The following is an 18,130-nucleotide window of genomic DNA, read 5'->3' as shown; positions in this document are numbered from 1 at the left end:
TTGCTAAAATTCAATTTAGTGTATTAATTTATATTGTAAATGCAGATTGTATTATTTATTGAAAGCTTTGTTATAATCTTCAATGAACTTTTTCATACCAGCATCAGTTAAAGGATGTTTTACCATTTGAAGTATAACATTATAAGGAATTGTTGCAATGTGTGATCCTGCCATAGCTGAATCTAAAACATGCATTGGGTTTCTAACACTTGCAGATATTATTTCAGTGTCTATTCCATGTAAAGCAAACATTTCAGCGATTTGAGTTACAATTTCAATTCCTGGATTTCCGATATCATCAAGTCTTCCTAAGAATGGACTTACGAATGATGCACCAGCTCTAGCTGCTAATAAAGCTTGTAATGGTGAGAAGATTAAAGTAACATTTGTTCTTATTCCTTCACTAGCTAATACTTTTACAGCTTTTAAACCTTCTTCACACATAGGTATTTTTATAACTATGTTTTTATGTATTTTAGCTAATTCTCTTCCTTCTCTAACCATTTCATCGCACTCTAAAGCCATAACTTCAGCACTTATTGGTCCATCTACTATGCTACATATTTCTTCAATTACTTCTTTAATATCTCTGCCTTCTTTTGCTATTAATGAAGGATTAGTTGTTACTCCAGCTAAAACTCCTAATTTACTAGCTTTTCTTATTTCTTCTACATTGGCAGTATCGATAAATATTTTCATTTCATAATCTCCTTTTCATTACTTTAAAAATATTAATTTGAATTCCATACTTTTCTATTAATCGTTTCCACAGATAGATATTAACATTACAAAAAGAATTATTCAATATATTTATTTAAAATTTACATTTTATTAATTTATTTTTTCTATATATTATGCTATAATATAATATTTCAGAAATTTAATATATCATATTGAATGATTAGAGTATCATTTATGTAATCTTTATCATCTAAAGTATATACAAATAATATAATTAATTTTCCCTTATTTATTTTGTATAAAAATCATAAATACTATTTAATCTAAATAAATTAAGTTTTAATTCAAAATCTATTCTCTTAAACTTATTTTCAAAATAATATTTTATACAATGTTTTAATATTTATCTAAAAATATATTTTAACTATCTATTCCAAAACTCTAAATTCTATTTGCCAACTCTTATAGCTCAAATTTTTATGCATAATATTCACAATAAACTGCATAAAATTCATCATTTCATTTATTTTTCAAATAATTATTGCATAAATACACTTTAATATGTATAATTATGAACAAGCAATAAACAATAAATATTAAAGGTGGAATGTATATGAAAAAATTTAATAAAGTAATTTTAGCTTATTCAGGCGGGTTAGATACTTCAATAATAATTCCTTGGTTAAAAGAAAATTATGGATGTGAAGTTATTGCAGTGGTAGGAAATGTTGGACAATCTGATGAATTAGTTGGATTAAAAGAAAAAGCTATAAAAACTGGGGCGTCTAAAATATATATTGAGGATCTAACTAAAGAATTTGTAGAAGATTACATCTTTCCTACCATACAAGCTGGGGCAAAATATGAAGGAAAGTATCTACTAGGCACTTCTTTTGCTAGACCTATAATAGCAAAAAGATTAGTAGAAATTGCAAAACTTGAAGATGCAGATGCTATTTGTCATGGATGTACTGGAAAAGGAAATGACCAAGTTCGTTTTGAATTAGCAATTAAAACTTTTAATCCAGAAATGCAAATTATTGCTCCATGGAGAACTTGGGAAATTAAATCTAGAGAAGAAGAAATCCAATATGCTATAGACAATGAAGTTCCTATAAATATTACTTATGAAACAAATTATAGTAAAGATAAAAATCTATGGCATTTAAGCCATGAAGGTTTAGATTTAGAGTTTCCCGAAAATGAACCTAAATATGATAAAATTCTTGAATTATGTAATACCTTAGAAAAGGCTCCTAATGAAGCTGAATATATTACTTTAGGTTTTGAAAAAGGAATTGCAACCTCATTAAATGGTGAAAAACTAGATGGAGTCACTCTTTTACAGGAACTTAATAAAATTGGTGGAAAACATGGTATTGGAATTATAGATATGGTTGAAAATAGATTGGTTGGTATGAAATCAAGAGGAGTATATGAAACTCCTGGAGGATCTATTTTATATAAAGCTCATAAAGATTTAGAAGAATTATGTTTAGATAAGGAAACCTCCCATTATAAAGAAATAGTTTCCTTAAAATTCGCTGATTTAGTTTATAATGGTCAATGGTTTACCCCATTGAGAGAAGCCTTATCTGCCTTTATATCAAAAACTCAAGAAACTGTAACTGGCGAAATAAAATTAAAATTATATAAAGGAAACATAATAAATGCTGGAATGACATCACCATATTCTTTATACAGCGAAGAATACGCTACTTTTGGTGAAGATGGAATATATGATCAAAAGGATGCTGAAGGCTTTATTAATCTTTTTAGCTTACCATCTATAGTACAAGCTAAAATGGCCCAAAAGTTAAATTAAAGAGATAACTATGTACTTAATACATAGCTAATATTAAAATTAGAGCTAAATATTTTATGCTCTAACATACTATATAAATGAGGTGAATTTATTATGAAATTATGGGGCGGAAGATTCACTCACCAAGTTGATGATCTAGTTAACACTTTTAATTCCTCTATTTCTTTTGATTCAAGAATGTATAAAGAAGATATAATTGGAAGTATAGCTCATGTTACTATGCTTGGTGAAGAAAAAATTATTCCAAAGGAAGATAGCAAAAAAATTGCTTCTGGTTTATATAAAATATTAGATAAATTAAATCAAGGAGTATTAAAAATAGATAACTCATCAGAAGATATACACAGTTTTATAGAAAGTACTCTTACAGATTACATTGGTGAAGAAGGAAAAAAACTACATACTGGTAGAAGTAGAAATGATCAAGTAACCTTAGACACTAAATTATATTTAAAAGGCTATATTAAAATTTTAATATGTGAAATTTTAAACCTTGAAAAAACTCTATTAAATCTTTCTTCAGAAAATAAAGAAACTATTATGCCAGGCTATACTCATATGCAAAAGGCTCAACCTATTACCTTTGCTCATCATATTTTAGCATATAGTGAAATGTTCAAAAGAGATATCTCTAGATTACTGGATTGTTATAAAAGACTTGATGAAATGCCTTTAGGCAGTGGGGCTTTAGCAACTACTACTTACCCTATAAATCGTGAAAAAGTTTCGGAGTTACTAGGCTTTTCAAAAGTTACACTAAATAGTTTAGATTCTGTTTCTGATAGGGACTATGCTATTGAAACACTTTCTTGCCTCTCTTTACTTATGATGCATCTTTCTAGATTTTCAGAGGAAATAATCATCTGGTCTACTGATGAATTTAAATTTATTGAATTAGATGATAGTTATAGTACTGGAAGCAGTATTATGCCACAAAAAAAGAATCCTGATGTTGCAGAATTAGTAAGAGGAAAAACTGGACGTGTTTATGGAGATTTAATGACGCTATTAACTGTTATGAAGGGACTTCCTTTAGCTTATAATAAGGATATGCAAGAAGATAAAGAAGCTTTATTTGATGGATTAGATACTACTCTACTTTCCATAAAAACTTTTAATGGAATGATAAAAACAATGAAAATTAATAAGAGTATTATGAAAACTTCAGCTTCTTCTGGATTTACTAATGCCACTGACGTCGCTGATTATCTAGTAAAAAAAGGTGTAGCTTTTAGAGATGCTCATGAGATTGTAGGAAATTTAATTCTTTATTGTATAGATGAAGGGAAATCTATTGATAACTTATCTCTATCTGAATTTCAAACTTTCTCAAATAAGTTTGAAAATGATATATATAAAGCTATTAATCTTTTAACTTGTATAGAAGAAAGAAAAGTAATAGGTGGACCAAGTATTTCATCTATAAACATTCAAATTGAACATTTAAATAATTTTATACAAGAAAGTAATGAAAAACTTAATCTTTTAAAATAGTACTAAAATATAATAATTAATTTTTATAAATTATAAGATAAATTTAAATTAACAAGTAATGCTAATCTATATTTTTAAATATAGATTAAAATAAAAAAGATGATTTCTACAAATGTAGAAATCATCTTTTATTTTAATTATTCAAAATATCTTTTTAATAATCCTTCGAAAGCTCTTCCATGTCTAGCTTCATCTTTACACATTTCATGAACTGTATCATGGATTGCATCTAAGTTTAATTGTTTAGCTAAAGTAGCTAAATCTTTTTTACCTTGACAAGCTCCATGTTCAGCATTTACTCTTGCCATTAAGTTAGCTTTAGTATCAGCTTCTACAACTTCTCCTAACATTTCTGCAAATTTAGCAGCATGTTCTGCTTCTTCGAAAGCTATTCTTTTATAAGCTTCAGCAACTTCTGGGAATCCTTCTCTATCAGCTTGTCTTGACATAGCTAAGTACATTCCTACTTCTGTACATTCACCAGTAAAGTTAGCTTGTAATCCTTCTATTATTCTTTCATCTACACCTTTAGCAACTCCGATTCTATGTTCATCAGCGAAAGCTAAATCTCCACTTTGTTCTACGAATTTGTCAGCTCCAACTCCACATACTGGGCATTTTTCTGGTGCTTTTTCTCCTTCATAAACATATCCACATACTGTACAAACAAATTTTTTCATAATAAAATCCTCCTAATATTATGTCTCCATATTTTTCATCCATAGGTTATTAAGAAAATTATCCTACTAAATCTCTTTCTTTATAATCTATAGATTTAAGCTGTTAATTTTTTCTTAACCTTTATCAATATTATATAATAATAATTTTCCATTATCAACATATTTTAAATAATTTATACTTTTAATAAAAAATAATCCTTTATCAGTTTTTTTATATTAAAATTTAAAGTTCAAATTACTATTTGTTGTAATAAAACTATTCATATTTTATCATTTCAATTTTTCATACAAATAAAGAAGGTATTTTTATAAAAATATAATAAAAACTTACAAACATATTTCGAAAATTACTAGATTTTGCTTCATAATGTTTGTAAGTTTTATAAAAAGTTATTTTGATATAAGCCCTTCTCCTAATAAATTAATGCTTAGTCTTAAAAGTAGTTAAAATTTTTCTAACAAATTAACAACTTCAAAACTCTTGACTATATTAATCATTTTAACGAAATATTTCATAATGTATTTCTTATAAAAGGCATATTATCTTACCACTTTACCAAAAGGCATAAGAGATAATTTAGCCAATTTCAACGACTGTATTGCAAAAGGTATTCCTATTATTGTAATAGCAAATATAGCTGCACTTATTAAATTTGCTAAAGCTAATGTAAATCCACCAAAAACTATCCATAATATATTAAGAATAAGATTTCCTGCTCCATCGTCAACAGTTACTACTTCTTTGCCAAAAGGAGCTAATTGTAACCCTGCTAATTTAAAACATTGTAATCCAACAGGTATTCCTACTATTGTTATGCACCATATACAACCCCAAAATAACCATCCTAAAGCATTAAAAAATCCACCAAATATCATCCAAATAAGATTTCCTAAACAACTCACTATTTTTCCTCCTTGTATAATAAATATTTAATTTTTATAATATATTTACTTTGATTATATAAAAAAAATGTTCTATTCCTTCTTAATCTTTTTAAATAAGCTAATTTTATATAAAATAACAAAATCATCTTAATACAGTAATTATTTAAAATTAATCTACCTCCAAATACCCTTTTAATTTTAAACTCCATTTTATTTATACTTAAATTTTATATAATAAAATCAAAAAGTATTTTAAATAAAATATCATCTTTTTCTTTCAAATTCAACTGATTTTTATATATTTTTTAATGATTTATAATCTTTTTAAATTTATATACTAAATTTTTTAATTTTTTTGTTGACATTTTTCTTTTATGTATATATAATAATTATTGTCAACAGGACATGCCGAAGTGGCGGAACTGGCAGACGCACAGGACTTAAAATCCTGCGGTGCTAACACACCGTACCGGTTCGATTCCGGTCTTCGGCACCAAAACTCTTAAACATAGTTTAAGAGTTTTTTTATTTTTGATAAAACTAAATAAAAAGTCCAAACACAAAAGCTCTATTAGAGTATTTTTATTAGATATAGATAAAACAAACTAATTTCACTGCTGTTAGATTGTTTACCTATATCTAATATTTTTTTCTAATAAAGCCTTTTAGTTTCTATCAAATAATTTTTCTTATTAAGGAAATATTAAACCTTCTAAACACATTTTAAAGTAACTCTGTCTAAAGCTCCTTTATACTTATTAAAAAAATATTGAACCATCTAAACTTTAGATAGTTTATATTTAAATACTTAATTTTTATTGTAATTATAGTTATAAATTAAACTGTATTGTTTAAATTCTATCTAAAAATATTAAATACTAAATATATAACTTATGATTATAATATATTAAAATTTTCTAACTTCTAAGAGCTATTTAGCAGTACCTATGTCTTTTCTAAAATACATTCCCTCAAAATTAACTTTTTCTATATTTTTATATGCATTTTCTTTAGCTTCTTCTAAAGTTTTTCCTTTACCTACTACAGAAAGTACTCTTCCTCCACTAGTTACTAAGGTATTTCCTTCTTTTTTTGCTCCAGCTATAAAAAATTCTCCCTTAAGACTTTCATCTATACTTATTTCATAACCTTTTTCATAAGCCTCTGGGTATCCCTTTGATGATAAAACAACATTAACGCAATATCCTTCATTCCATTTAATAGTTGTTTCATTTAATTTTTCATCTAGTGCATTTAGTATTACGTCTACTAAATCACTTTCCATTAAAGCTAAAACACTTTGTGTTTCTGGATCTCCCATCCTAACATTATATTCTAAAAGTTTAGCCCCTTCTTCTGTTATCATTATTCCAAAGAAAATAACTCCTTTAAAGTCAAAACCTTCTTCTCTTATACCTATTAAAGTTTTCTCTAATATATTTTCATAAAAATCAGCTAAAACCTCTTCAGTAACATATTTATTAGGAGAAATAACTCCCATTCCTCCTGTATTCTTACCCTTATTTCCATCAAATATTTGTTTGTGATCCTTAGCAGATAAAAATGGTAATATTACTTTTCCATCTGTAACTGAAAGTATTGATGCCTCAATCCCTTGCAAAAATTCTTCTACTACTATTTTCTTTCCTGCTCCATTAAATACATCATCTATCATAAATAAATCTAGTGTTTCTATTGCTTCATTTTTATTTTCACATATTACAACACCTTTACCAGCAGCTAATCCATCAGCCTTTATGACTCTTGGATACTTACAATTTTCTAAATAAATTTTAGCTTCTTCATAATCATAGAAAACTTCGTAATCAGCTGTCTTAACACCATACTTTTTCATAAAATCCTTAGAAAAACTTTTACTACCTTCAAGCATAGCTCCAGCTTTATCAGGTCCAAATATTTTTAATCCTTCCTCTTTAAAAGCATCAACTATACCATTAATAAGCGGCTCTTCTGGTCCTACAACAGTTAAATCAATATTGTTATTTTTAGCAAATTTTAATAAATCACAAATCTTAGTAAGCTCTATATTTTCACATTTATTTTCCTTAGCTGTTCCTCCATTTCCTGGAGCCACATAAATTTTTTCTACTTTAGGACTTTTTCCTAATTTCCATGCTAAAGCATGCTCTCTTCCACCAGATCCAACTAAAAGTATCTTCATATATAAAAGGTCATATAAATTAAGCTTAGTTTAAATAGTTTTAACTTATATAATTAACTATTTAAAATTCAAATTAACTATATGACCTAATTCACCTCCTAAAATCTATTTATTTCTAATGTTTAAAATGTCTAACTCCTGTAAATACCATGCTTATTCCATGTTCATTACAAGCTTCTATAGACTCCTCATCTCTAATAGATCCGCCTGGTTGAATTATTGCTTTTATTCCATTTTTAGCCGCTTCGTCAACACAGTCTCTAAATGGGAAGAAAGCATCTGATGCTAAAACGGCTCCACCTTTTCCTCTTTCTAAAGCTTCTTTAGTAGCCCAAATTCTATTAACTTGTCCTCCACCAATACCAGTGGCAACTCCATCTTTTACAACTACTATAGCATTAGATTTTACATATTTCACAACCTTCATTCCAAAGATCATATCTCTTAATTCCATTTCTGTTGGCTCTTTTTCAGTTACAACTTTATACTCATTAGCAAGTTTATTATCTTCTCCTTGAACTAATATTCCACCATCTACTGTTACCATGTAATTTTTAGCCTGAGGAGTATTCTTACATTTTATAACTCTTAAATTCTTTTTAGTTCTTAATACTTCTAAAGCATCTTCATCAAAATCTGGTGCTGCTACCACCTCTAAGAAAATTTTAACCATTTCTTCTGCTGTAGCCTTATCTATCTTTCTATTTATAGCAACTATTCCACCAAATATTGAAACTGGATCAGCATCATAAGCCTTTAAATAAACCTCTTTTGAACTTTCTCCTACAGCTACCCCACAAGGTGTATTATGCTTTAATGCACAGCAAGCTGTTTCTTCAAATTCACAAGCAACCTTCCATGCTATATCTAAATCCTTTATATTATTGTAAGATAAAGCTTTTCCATTTAAAATTTCAAAGCTATTCATAGCTCCATCAAATTCTGTTGAACTATAATAAGCAGCTCCTTGATGTGGATTTTCTCCATATCTAAGATCTTGAATTTTCTTATATGAAACTGATAGATATTCTGGATATTCCTCTTCTTCCTCTAATAAGAAGTTAGAAATTGCAGCATCATAAGCACTCATTAAATTAAATACTTTTCCTGCAAGAGTTTTTCTTAATTTAAATGAAACACAATTATTTTCTTTAATTTCATTCATTACTTTTTCATAATCTTTTTTATCTGAAAGAACTACTACATCTTTAAAATTCTTAGCTGCCGCTCTTAACATTGTTGGTCCACCTATATCAATAAACTCAACCTTTTCTTCAAAGCTTAAATTCTCTCTAACTTTTTTAAAGAAAGGATATAAATTTACAACTACATAATCTATAGTATTTATTCCTCTTTCTTCTAAAGTTTTCATATGCTCTTTATTATCTCTTATTGCTAATATTCCAGCATGAACTAAAGGATGTAGAGTTTTTACTCTTCCATCTAGCATTTCTGGGAAGTCAGTTATTTCACTTATCTCTTTAACCTCTATGTTATTTTCTTTTAAATATTTATAAGTTCCACCACTTGATATTATTTCTACATCTCTATCTCTTAAAAATTTTGCAAGTTCTAAAACTCCATCTTTATCAAAAACACTTATTAAAGCTCTCTTTTTCATTAAAAGACCTCCCTAGTTTAATATTTTCACTTTTCCATTATGAATTTCTATTTTTTCTTCGCATAAGCACTTAACAATTCTAGGTAGCAATATATGCTCCTTCTCTAAAACCTTTTTTTGAAGACTTTCTGGAGTATCTTCAAAATTAACTTCAACTATTTCTTGTGCAATAATAGCTCCTCCATCAACTTCATCATTAACAAAGTGAACTGTACACCCAGAAAATTTCACTCCCTTTTCTATAGCTGCCTTATGTACATTTATTCCATACATTTTATTTCCACAGAAAGAAGGAATAAGAGATGGATGGATATTAATTATCCTATTTCCATACTCTTCTAAAAGTTTTCCTTTTAATATTGAAAGATAGCCTGCTAGCACAATTAAATCAATATTATTTTTCTTAGCAAGTCTTAAGATTTCATCTGAAGTTTTATCTCCAAACTCTTTTTTAGAAACAACTGATGTTTTTATACCCTGTTTTTCAGCCCTTTCTAAGGCAAAAATACCCTCCTTACTTCCAATAACCAAAGAAATTTCTCCATTTATATTTCCATTATTTATATTATCTAAAATTGATTGAAGGTTAGATCCACTGCCAGAAGCTAATACAGCTATTTTATACAAACTCCTTCACCTCCAGCATTTATATACCCAATCTCAAAAGCTTTTTCTCCTTGCTTTGAAAGTTCTTTTAAAACCTCTTCAACCTCATTTTCCTCAACACATAAAACAAACCCTATACCCATGTTGAAAGTGTTATACATTTCCTCTTCTTGAACTCCAAGTTCCATAAGCTTTTTAAATATTTCTGGAATCTCATAACTATTTTTATTTATTACTATACTAAGTCCTTCTTCGCTTAACATTCTTGGAAGATTTTCATAAAATCCTCCCCCAGTTACATGAGCCATACCCTTAATATTAAATTTTTCTAAAAGACTTAATACAGGTTTAACATAAATCTTTGTAGGAGTTAATAATTCTTCCCAAATAGCTTTTCCATTAAAATCTTCATCTAAGTTTTTAAACACCTTTCTTATAAGAGAATATCCATTTGAATGAACTCCTGAAGAAGCAATTCCTATAAGCTTGTCACCACTCTTTATATCTTTGCCATTTATTATTTTATCCTTGTCTACTATTCCTACTGCAAAACCAGCAATATCATAATCTCCTTCTTTATACATACCTGGCATTTCAGCAGTTTCTCCTCCAATTAAAGAGCACTGAGACTTAATACATCCTTCAGCCACTCCCTTTACCAAATCAGAAGAAACCTCAGCTTCAAGTTTTCCACAAGCTATATAATCTAAGAAGAATAATGGTTTAGCTCCATGACATAAAATATCATTAACACACATTGCAACGCAGTCAATTCCAACAGTATCAAACTTTCTTTTTTTACAAGCAATATCAAGTTTTGTTCCCACTCCATCTGTTCCAGAAACTAAAACTGGTTTCTTATATCCCTCTGGAAGTTCAACCATGCCAGCAAAAGATCCTAATCCGTTTAATACATATTCACTCATTGTTTTTTTTGCATATTCTTTTATTAATTTTACTGATCTATATCCTTCTTCAATATTTACTCCTGCTTCTTTGTAAGTTAGCATTTAATTCTCCACCCTTTCAAGATTATCCTCTAAAGCTTCCATAGGCGCTGCAACTGGATAAACCCCACTAAAGCATCCTACACAGAAATTTCTTCTACCTTCAAAACTTTCGTACATTCCTTCTAAACTTAAATATCCTAGAGAATCACAACCTATCATCTCTCTAATTTCTTCTACACTTCTACTTGCTCCAATTAATTGACTTCTGTATGGTGTATCAATGCCAAAATAACATGGATATTTAACCATTGGGGATGCAACTAAAAAATGAACTGCCTTAGCACCAGCTCTTCTTAAAGATTCAATTAAATGTTTTGAAGTTGTTCCTCTAACAATAGAATCATCTATTAAAATAACTCTCTTTCCATTTACATTAACTTTTAAAGGATTAAGCTTTACAGCTACAGCTCTCTCCCTAATTTCTTGTGATGGTGATATAAATGTTCTTCCTATATATCTATTTTTCACAAATCCAACCTCATAAGGAATTCCTGAAGCCTTAGCATATCCCATAGCAGCTGGTATTCCTGAATCTGGTACAGCTACCACAATATCAGCATCTATTGGATATTCTTTAAATAATATTTCTCCTTGCTTAACCCTTGTAGTTTGAACATCTAAACCATCAATTACTGAATCTGGTCTTGCAAAGTATATATATTCAAAAGCACATGTTTGACAAACAGTATTTTCTGAATATCTATAACTTTTAATCCCATCATTATCTATAACCACGATTTCTCCCGGTTTTATATCTCTCACAAATTCTGCTCCAATTGTGTCTAAAGCACAACTTTCTGAAGTTAATATATATCCTTCTTCAAATTTTCCTAAGCATAAAGGTCTAATTCCATGCGGATCTCTTATACCTATTAGCTTATCCTTAGTCATTATTACCATAGCGAAAGAACCTTTAACCGCTGATATAGCATCAATTACAGCCCTCTCAATCCCTTTTTTAGCGCCTCTAGCAACTAAGCTTGTAATCACCTCAGAATCAACACTAGTATGGAAAACTTGTCCCCCATCCTCTAAAAGACTTCTTATTACATCTGCATTAACTAGATTACCATTATGAGCAGTAGATATAGGACCAAGCTTAGTATTACTAACTAAAGGTTGTGCATTTTCAACAGTTTTAGCTCCTGCTGTAGAATATCTAACATGTCCTATTGATATATAACCATTAAATTCTCTAAGTCTCTTTAAATCTTCAGCTTCAAAAGCTTCTGTTAAAACACCTAATCCCTTATGAACTTTTATATCATCTCCATTTGCCACTGCAATGCCAGCACTTTCTTGTCCTCTATGTTGAAGAGCATAAAGTCCATAATAGTTTATAGAAGCAACATCTATTGGTTTATTTGCGAAAACTCCAAAAACTCCGCATTCATCTTTGAATTTATCATTTTGTGGATCCATAATATCAAAATTTGGCTTCACCATATTTTCTACTCCTCTTACCTAATTACTTTTAAGAAATTAATGTTTTATAAAGATTTTTTAGATAGAGCGTATAAGAACATCTTAATGAGCATTTAGTATTTCATCATATATGGAAAAATAATATCGTTAAGAAGCTGATATGTTTTTACACTGAATACAATCTCACAAAAGTTCGATTGCATAAGTTCAAGATGCCAAATTAAAAATTTGGACTTTCACTTAAGTTTCGAAGCTTTAGATATTATTTTGGAGTATATGATAGAAATACTTTGCGAAATTAAGTAGTTCTTGGAGCCTATCTAAAAAACTTATAACATTTTATCCTCTTAGTCTATTTAAAACCTCTCTATAGCCATTGATTACATTCCCCATATCTCTTCTAAATCTGTCTTTGTCCATTTTTTCTCCTGTTGTAGCATCCCAAAATCTACAAGTATCTGGTGAAATTTCATCAGCTAATAATATCTCTCCCTTATATCTTCCAAACTCTAATTTAAAATCTATTAAGTTGATATTTTGTTTTTTGAAAGCTTCTTTTAAAATTTCATTTACTTTAGCAGTTATTTCATAAATTTTATTTAATTCTTCAAAAGTTGTAGCTCCAATTCCTACAGCGTGATAGTCATTTATAAGCGGATCTCCTAAAGAATCATCCTTGTATGATAATTCAAAAACTGTAGTTTTTAATTCATATCCTTCTTCAAGACCTAATCTCTTAGCCATACTTCCTGCTGCCACATTTCTAACTATTACTTCTAAAGGAACTATTTCAACTTTCTTACACAATTGATCTCTATCATTTAACTTCTCTACAAAGTGAGTTTTTATTCCTTCTTTATTTAACATCTCAAAGATAAGACTAGTAATTTCGTTGTTTAATACTCCCTTACTTTCTATTTGAGCCTTTTTTTCTCCATTGAAAGCTGTAGCATCATCCTTATAATGAACAATTACCATATCCTCTTTATCTGTTGCATATATTTTTTTAGCTTTTCCCTCATATAACATTTCTAGTTGATTTACCATTATAATTCCACTCCTTCTCCATTTTCTGCTATGAATTTATGTTTCATGTCGATTCTAAATTGTATTAATTTTTCTCTTAGTTCTGGATATTTTAATGAAAGCATTTGGACCGCTAACATTCCTGCATTATAACTATTATTTATACCAACAGTGGCTACAGGAATTGATTTTGGCATTTGGACTATTGATAGTAATGCATCCATTCCCTCTACGGCTGCTCTCACTGGAACTCCTATTACAGGAAGTATAGTATGAGAAGCTATAACTCCAGGAAGGTGGGCAGCTAATCCTGCTCCAGCTATTATTACTTCACAGCCTTCTTTCTCAATTTTTTCTAAAGTTTCAATAAGTTTTTCTGGAACCCTATGAGCTGATAAAATATAAGCATTATAAGGAATTCCAAACTCTTTAAGAGCATTTCCTGCTCCCTTCATAACATCTATATCTGATTTACTTCCAAAAAATATTGCTACCTTCATTAAAATTTCCTCCCTATATTTTAAAGTTTTAATAGTACTTATTTTCTAGATAACCCTAAAGACCTAACTTAATTTTTTAAAGCTATATAGCTATATCATCACATATGAATATAAAGCTTAAAACTCAAGTGAAAATTTAATTTCTTAACTGGTTATACCTGTATTATGAAATATATGCTTTATGAAATTTTTAAGATAGAAATTTATAATCTTCTTAAAAAGTTAGAGATAATATATAACATAAAACCGTAATTTCTTAATTAAGCTAGTCCTTTAGTTCTATCTAAGAAATAATTTAAAACTTATAAACTTATTTTCTAAAATAATCTACACCTGATTTAAATAGTTTTTGATCAAATTCTCCTGGTATATTTTTATAAAGATTTTCTCCTATTCTCTCTGAATGACCCATCTTACCTAGGATTCTTCCATCTCTACTTGTTATTCCTTCTATTGCTAAAGATGAACCATTTGGATTATATGGCATATTCATAGCCATATTTCCTTCTAAGTCTACATACTGAGTAGCTATTTGATCATTTTCTACTAACTCTTTTATTAAAGCCTCTGGTGCAACAAATCTTCCTTCTCCATGGGATATTGGAATACTGTGTACCTCTCCAAGAGAAACCTCATTAAACCAAGGAGATTTCTTAGATATAATTTTAGTTCTAACTATGGATGACATATGTCTATTTATATTGTTATAAGTTAAGGTTGCCATATCTTCTTCAATATCAATTATTTTTCCATATGGAAGAAGTCCTAACTTAATTAAGGCTTGGAAGCCATTACAAATTCCAAGTATTAATCCATCTCTCTCATTTAAAAGCTTCATAACTGAATCTTTTATCTTAGGATTTCTAAATATTGTTGCTATAAATTTAGCTGATCCATCTGGCTCATCCCCTGCTGAGAATCCCCCTGGCAACATAATTATTTGAGATTTGTCAATTTCTTTTTTAAGCATATTTATTGAATCAATTAAGGCTTCCTTATTTAAATTTCTTATTATAACTTCATGTACCTCAGCACCTTCTTTTTCAAATGCCCTTCTACAATCATACTCACAGTTAGTTCCAGGGAATACTGGTATAACTACTCTTGGCTTTTCTACCCTTGTTATCTTTGATTTAAGTTTTTCTTCTATATGCACTTGTCCATTATCTAAAATACTAGCCCCATCTTTATCATTACTTATTAAGTCTGAAACGCACTCTTCTTTATCTTCAGTTTTAGATTTAAATACATCCTCAAGCTTTTCTTCATAAGCTTTTTCTAATTCCTTTAGAGAAACCATAAAATCATATTCTTCACATTTTATAACCTCATCTTTTATTGTTCTTCCTATAACCTTATAATTAGTTCCCTTAAATTCATCCTCAAGGTTAACCCCTTCTTTAACCTCTAGTATTAAACTTCCATAATTAAATCCTAAAAGCTCGTCTTTAGAAATGTTATTTAATGTTGCCCCAATTCTATTTCCTAGTGACATCTTAGTAATTCCCTCTGATACTCCACCAAACTTAAGAGAGCATGCTGAAACTACCTTTTCTTCTCCTATTAACTCATAAAGTTTTTCTAAGTTATTTTTAAATCCATCTATTTCTAAAGTTCCATCTTCTAATTTCTCACCTTTCATAAGAACTAAAGTTGATCCTATATTTTTAAACTCAGGTGAAATAATTCTTGAAGCCTTTTCAAGACCTACTGCAAAGGAAACTAAAGTTGGTGGAACATTTAACTCTCCAAAGCTTCCTGACATTGAATCTTTTCCACCTATTGCAGGTAATCCTAAATCCATTTGTGCCTTATAAGCTCCTAGTAATGCTGCAAATGGCTTACCCCATTTTTCTTCATCTCTTAATAATTTTTCAAAATATTCTTGGAAAGTTAATCTAACTTTTTTATAATCTCCTCCCATAGCAGCTATTTTAGTTACTGATTCAATAACTGAATAAAATGCCATGTGGAATGGACTCCATACTCCTAAATATGGATTAAATCCATATGTCATTAAAGAAGCATCTTTACTTTCTCCTCCTAAGACAGGAATTTTAGCAGCCATGCCCTCTGCTGGTGTTAATTGATATTTCCCACCTAAAGGCATAAGAACTGTTCCTCCACCTATAGTTGAATCAAATCTCTCAATTAATCCTTTTTGACTACAAACATTTAAATTTCTTAAAGATTTTATCCATTCCTCTTTAACGTCACAGTTTTTAACTTCATATGGATAAACACTTGGTGATTTTACTTTTAAAGAAATTTCTTGTTTTGCCCCATTTGTATCTAAGAAACTTCTCTTTATATCAACTATAGTTTTATCCTTCCAATTCATTCTTAACCTATCAGTATCTGTAACTTCAGCCACAATTGTAGCTTCTAAATTTTCTTCTTCCGAAAGTTTTATAAATCTATCTGCATTTTCAGAGGAAATAACAACAGCCATTCTTTCTTGAGATTCTGATATAGCAAGTTCAGTTCCATCTAATCCCTCATATTTTTTAGGAACTTTATTTAAATCTATATCAATTCCTCTGCATAATTCTCCAATTGCTACTGATACTCCACCTGCTCCGAAATCATTACATCTTTTTATCATTTGAGCTACTTCTTTGTTTCTAAAAAGTCTTTGAATTTTTCTCTCTGTTGGAGCATTTCCTTTTTGAACTTCTGCTCCACATTGATTTATTGATTCCTCTGTATGTTCCTTTGAAGAACCTGTAGCTCCACCAATACCATCTCTTCCAGTTCTTCCTCCAAGAAGTATTACAATATCTCCCTTTGAAGGTTCAAGTCTTATTACATTTTCCTTTGGCGTGGCAGCTATAACTGCTCCTACTTCCATTCTCTTAGCCGCATAATTTGGATGATAAATTTCTGATACTTGTCCAGTTGCAAGGCCTATTTGATTTCCATATGAGCTATATCCATGAGCAGCTCCTAAAGTTATTTTTCTTTGAGGTAATTTTCCCTTTAAAGTTTCACAAATTTCAACTGTTGGGTCTGCTGAACCTGTAACTCTCATAGCTTGATAAACATAACTTCTTCCTGAAAGGGGATCCCTAATAGCTCCCCCTAAACAAGTGGCTGCCCCTCCAAAAGGTTCTATTTCTGTTGGGTGATTATGTGTCTCATTTTTAAACATTAAAAGATATTCTTCAGTTCCCTTATCTGTTTCTATTTCTATATTTATAGAACAAGCATTTATTTCTTCTGAAACATCTAAATCATCAAGTTTTCCTCTTTTTCTTAGCTCCTTCATGGCTATTGTTGCTAAATCCATTAACTTAACTTCTTTATTATTTAAGTTTTCCCCATAAACATAGGCTCTTGAATTTTTATAATCTTCATAAGCCTTTTTAATAGGTTCTGAATACTTGCCCTCTTCTATATAAACATCTTTAATTATTGTTTCAAAAGTTGTGTGTCTACAATGATCTGACCAATAAGTATCAATAACCTTAACCTCAGTTATTGTTGGATTTCTATCCTCTGATTTAAAATAATCTCTTATCATTTTTAAATCTTCTAAACTCATAGCTAAAGATTTTTCTCTGTGGAAATTTTTAAGTCCCTCTTCATTTAAATCTAAAAAGCCATTTAAAACCTCAACCTCATTAGGTTCCTCTAAGTTTTCTTCTAAGACTTTTGAAAGTGGACTAACTTCCCTTGAATCAACAGGATTAATGTAATAAGATTTTATTTTCTTTATCTCTTCCTGATTTAAATTCCCCTTTAAAATAATTACTTTTGATGATTTAACAGGAACTTTTTCCTCCTCAGTAAGAAGCATTATACACTCTGAAGCTGAATCAGCTCTTTGATCATACTGTCCTGGTAAATATTCAACACCAAAAGCAATTTCATCTTGTCCTATTTCAAAATTTTCCTCATATACTCTATCTACTGGAGCTTCTGACAAAATAGTATTTACAGTTCTTACATACTGTTCTTCTTCCATATCTCCTAATATGTATTTATTTAAAACTCTTACATCCTCCAAAGCTTCAATTCCTAAATTATCTTTAAAATCCTTAAGTAATATCTGACTTTCCACATTAAAACCAGCTTTTTTTTCTACAAATACCATTCTAATACCAGACATTTTAATCCCCCATTCAAAACACGAACATTATTAATGATTAAAAATTAATCATTCGTTAATTAAACATTACCACCTTAAATACGT

The 18,130-nt window shown here is 29.3% G+C and carries 13 protein-coding genes and 1 tRNA gene; 3 read left to right on the top strand and 11 right to left on the bottom strand.

Annotated features, from left to right (window positions below; genetic code table 11):
* Nucleotides 1-51 precede the first annotated feature (51 nt).
* Entirely contained in the window at nt 52-699 is a 648-nt protein-coding gene (gene fsa, locus ACYUCG_RS00570; protein ID WP_003453088.1) for a fructose-6-phosphate aldolase, read from the bottom strand.
* 595 nt (nt 700-1,294) lie between these two features.
* Between fsa and ACYUCG_RS00565 the strand changes: the two genes are divergently transcribed.
* Nucleotides 1,295-2,506, top strand: a complete 1,212-nt coding sequence (locus ACYUCG_RS00565; protein WP_283683979.1) for an argininosuccinate synthase — start codon at nt 1,295-1,297, stop codon at nt 2,504-2,506.
* Nucleotides 2,507-2,599: 93 nt separating this feature from the next.
* Nucleotides 2,600-4,000: an argininosuccinate lyase gene (gene argH, locus ACYUCG_RS00560; RefSeq protein ID WP_460267840.1), complete on the top strand. Its 1,401-nt coding sequence runs from the start codon at nt 2,600-2,602 to the stop codon at nt 3,998-4,000.
* Nucleotides 4,001-4,137: 137 nt separating this feature from the next.
* Here argH and ACYUCG_RS00555 read toward each other — a convergent pair whose 3' ends face one another.
* Both ACYUCG_RS00555 and ACYUCG_RS00550 read right to left on the bottom strand, forming a co-directional pair.
* Nucleotides 4,138-4,680: an NADH peroxidase gene (locus tag ACYUCG_RS00555; protein ID WP_003457010.1), complete on the bottom strand. Its 543-nt coding sequence runs from the start codon at nt 4,678-4,680 to the stop codon at nt 4,138-4,140.
* Between the two features lie 540 nt (nt 4,681-5,220).
* Nucleotides 5,221-5,583 carry a YccF domain-containing protein gene (locus tag ACYUCG_RS00550; protein ID WP_003456973.1) on the bottom strand — a complete coding sequence of 121 codons (363 nt, stop codon included), beginning with the start codon at nt 5,581-5,583 and terminating at the stop codon, nt 5,221-5,223.
* Nucleotides 5,584-5,972: 389 nt separating this feature from the next.
* On the opposite strand from ACYUCG_RS00550, the gene ACYUCG_RS00545 reads away from it, so the two are divergent.
* Nucleotides 5,973-6,061 (top strand) — tRNA-Leu (locus ACYUCG_RS00545).
* Between the two features lie 435 nt (nt 6,062-6,496).
* Here the strand turns inward: ACYUCG_RS00545 and purD are convergent.
* From purD to ACYUCG_RS00505, 8 genes are all read right to left on the bottom strand, one after another.
* On the bottom strand, nt 6,497-7,747 hold the full coding sequence (gene purD, locus ACYUCG_RS00540) for a phosphoribosylamine--glycine ligase (RefSeq protein WP_460267839.1): 1,251 nt from the start codon (nt 7,745-7,747) through the stop codon (nt 6,497-6,499).
* Between the two features lie 115 nt (nt 7,748-7,862).
* Nucleotides 7,863-9,368, bottom strand: a complete 1,506-nt coding sequence (gene purH, locus ACYUCG_RS00535; protein ID WP_460267838.1) for a bifunctional phosphoribosylaminoimidazolecarboxamide formyltransferase/IMP cyclohydrolase — start codon at nt 9,366-9,368, stop codon at nt 7,863-7,865.
* Between the two features lie 12 nt (nt 9,369-9,380).
* Entirely contained in the window at nt 9,381-9,995 is a 615-nt protein-coding gene (purN, locus tag ACYUCG_RS00530) for a phosphoribosylglycinamide formyltransferase (RefSeq protein WP_460267837.1), read from the bottom strand.
* Nucleotides 9,983-10,984, bottom strand: a complete 1,002-nt coding sequence (purM, locus tag ACYUCG_RS00525) for a phosphoribosylformylglycinamidine cyclo-ligase (RefSeq protein ID WP_004460005.1) — start codon at nt 10,982-10,984, stop codon at nt 9,983-9,985. Before purM ends, purN begins: the two co-directional genes overlap by 13 nt.
* The gene (purF, locus tag ACYUCG_RS00520; protein WP_283678541.1) at nt 10,985-12,430 is read right to left on the bottom strand and encodes an amidophosphoribosyltransferase; all 1,446 of its coding nucleotides are present in this window, start codon (nt 12,428-12,430) and stop codon (nt 10,985-10,987) included.
* Between the two features lie 318 nt (nt 12,431-12,748).
* A complete protein-coding gene (purC, locus tag ACYUCG_RS00515; RefSeq protein WP_060797059.1) occupies nt 12,749-13,456 on the bottom strand; it encodes a phosphoribosylaminoimidazolesuccinocarboxamide synthase in 708 nt (235 codons plus the stop codon).
* Complete coding sequence (purE, locus tag ACYUCG_RS00510; RefSeq protein ID WP_003453078.1) at nt 13,456-13,935, bottom strand: 5-(carboxyamino)imidazole ribonucleotide mutase; 480 nt, start codon at nt 13,933-13,935, stop codon at nt 13,456-13,458. Before purE ends, purC begins: the two co-directional genes overlap by 1 nt.
* A 310-nt stretch (nt 13,936-14,245) precedes the next feature.
* On the bottom strand, nt 14,246-18,046 hold the full coding sequence (locus ACYUCG_RS00505) for a phosphoribosylformylglycinamidine synthase (RefSeq protein WP_460267836.1): 3,801 nt from the start codon (nt 18,044-18,046) through the stop codon (nt 14,246-14,248).
* Nucleotides 18,047-18,130 lie beyond the last annotated feature (84 nt).

Source organism: Clostridium sp. CTA-17 (assembly GCF_054767895.1).
The sequence above is the reverse complement of the archived record's forward strand: the minus strand, read 5'-3'. Positions and strand labels throughout refer to the sequence as shown.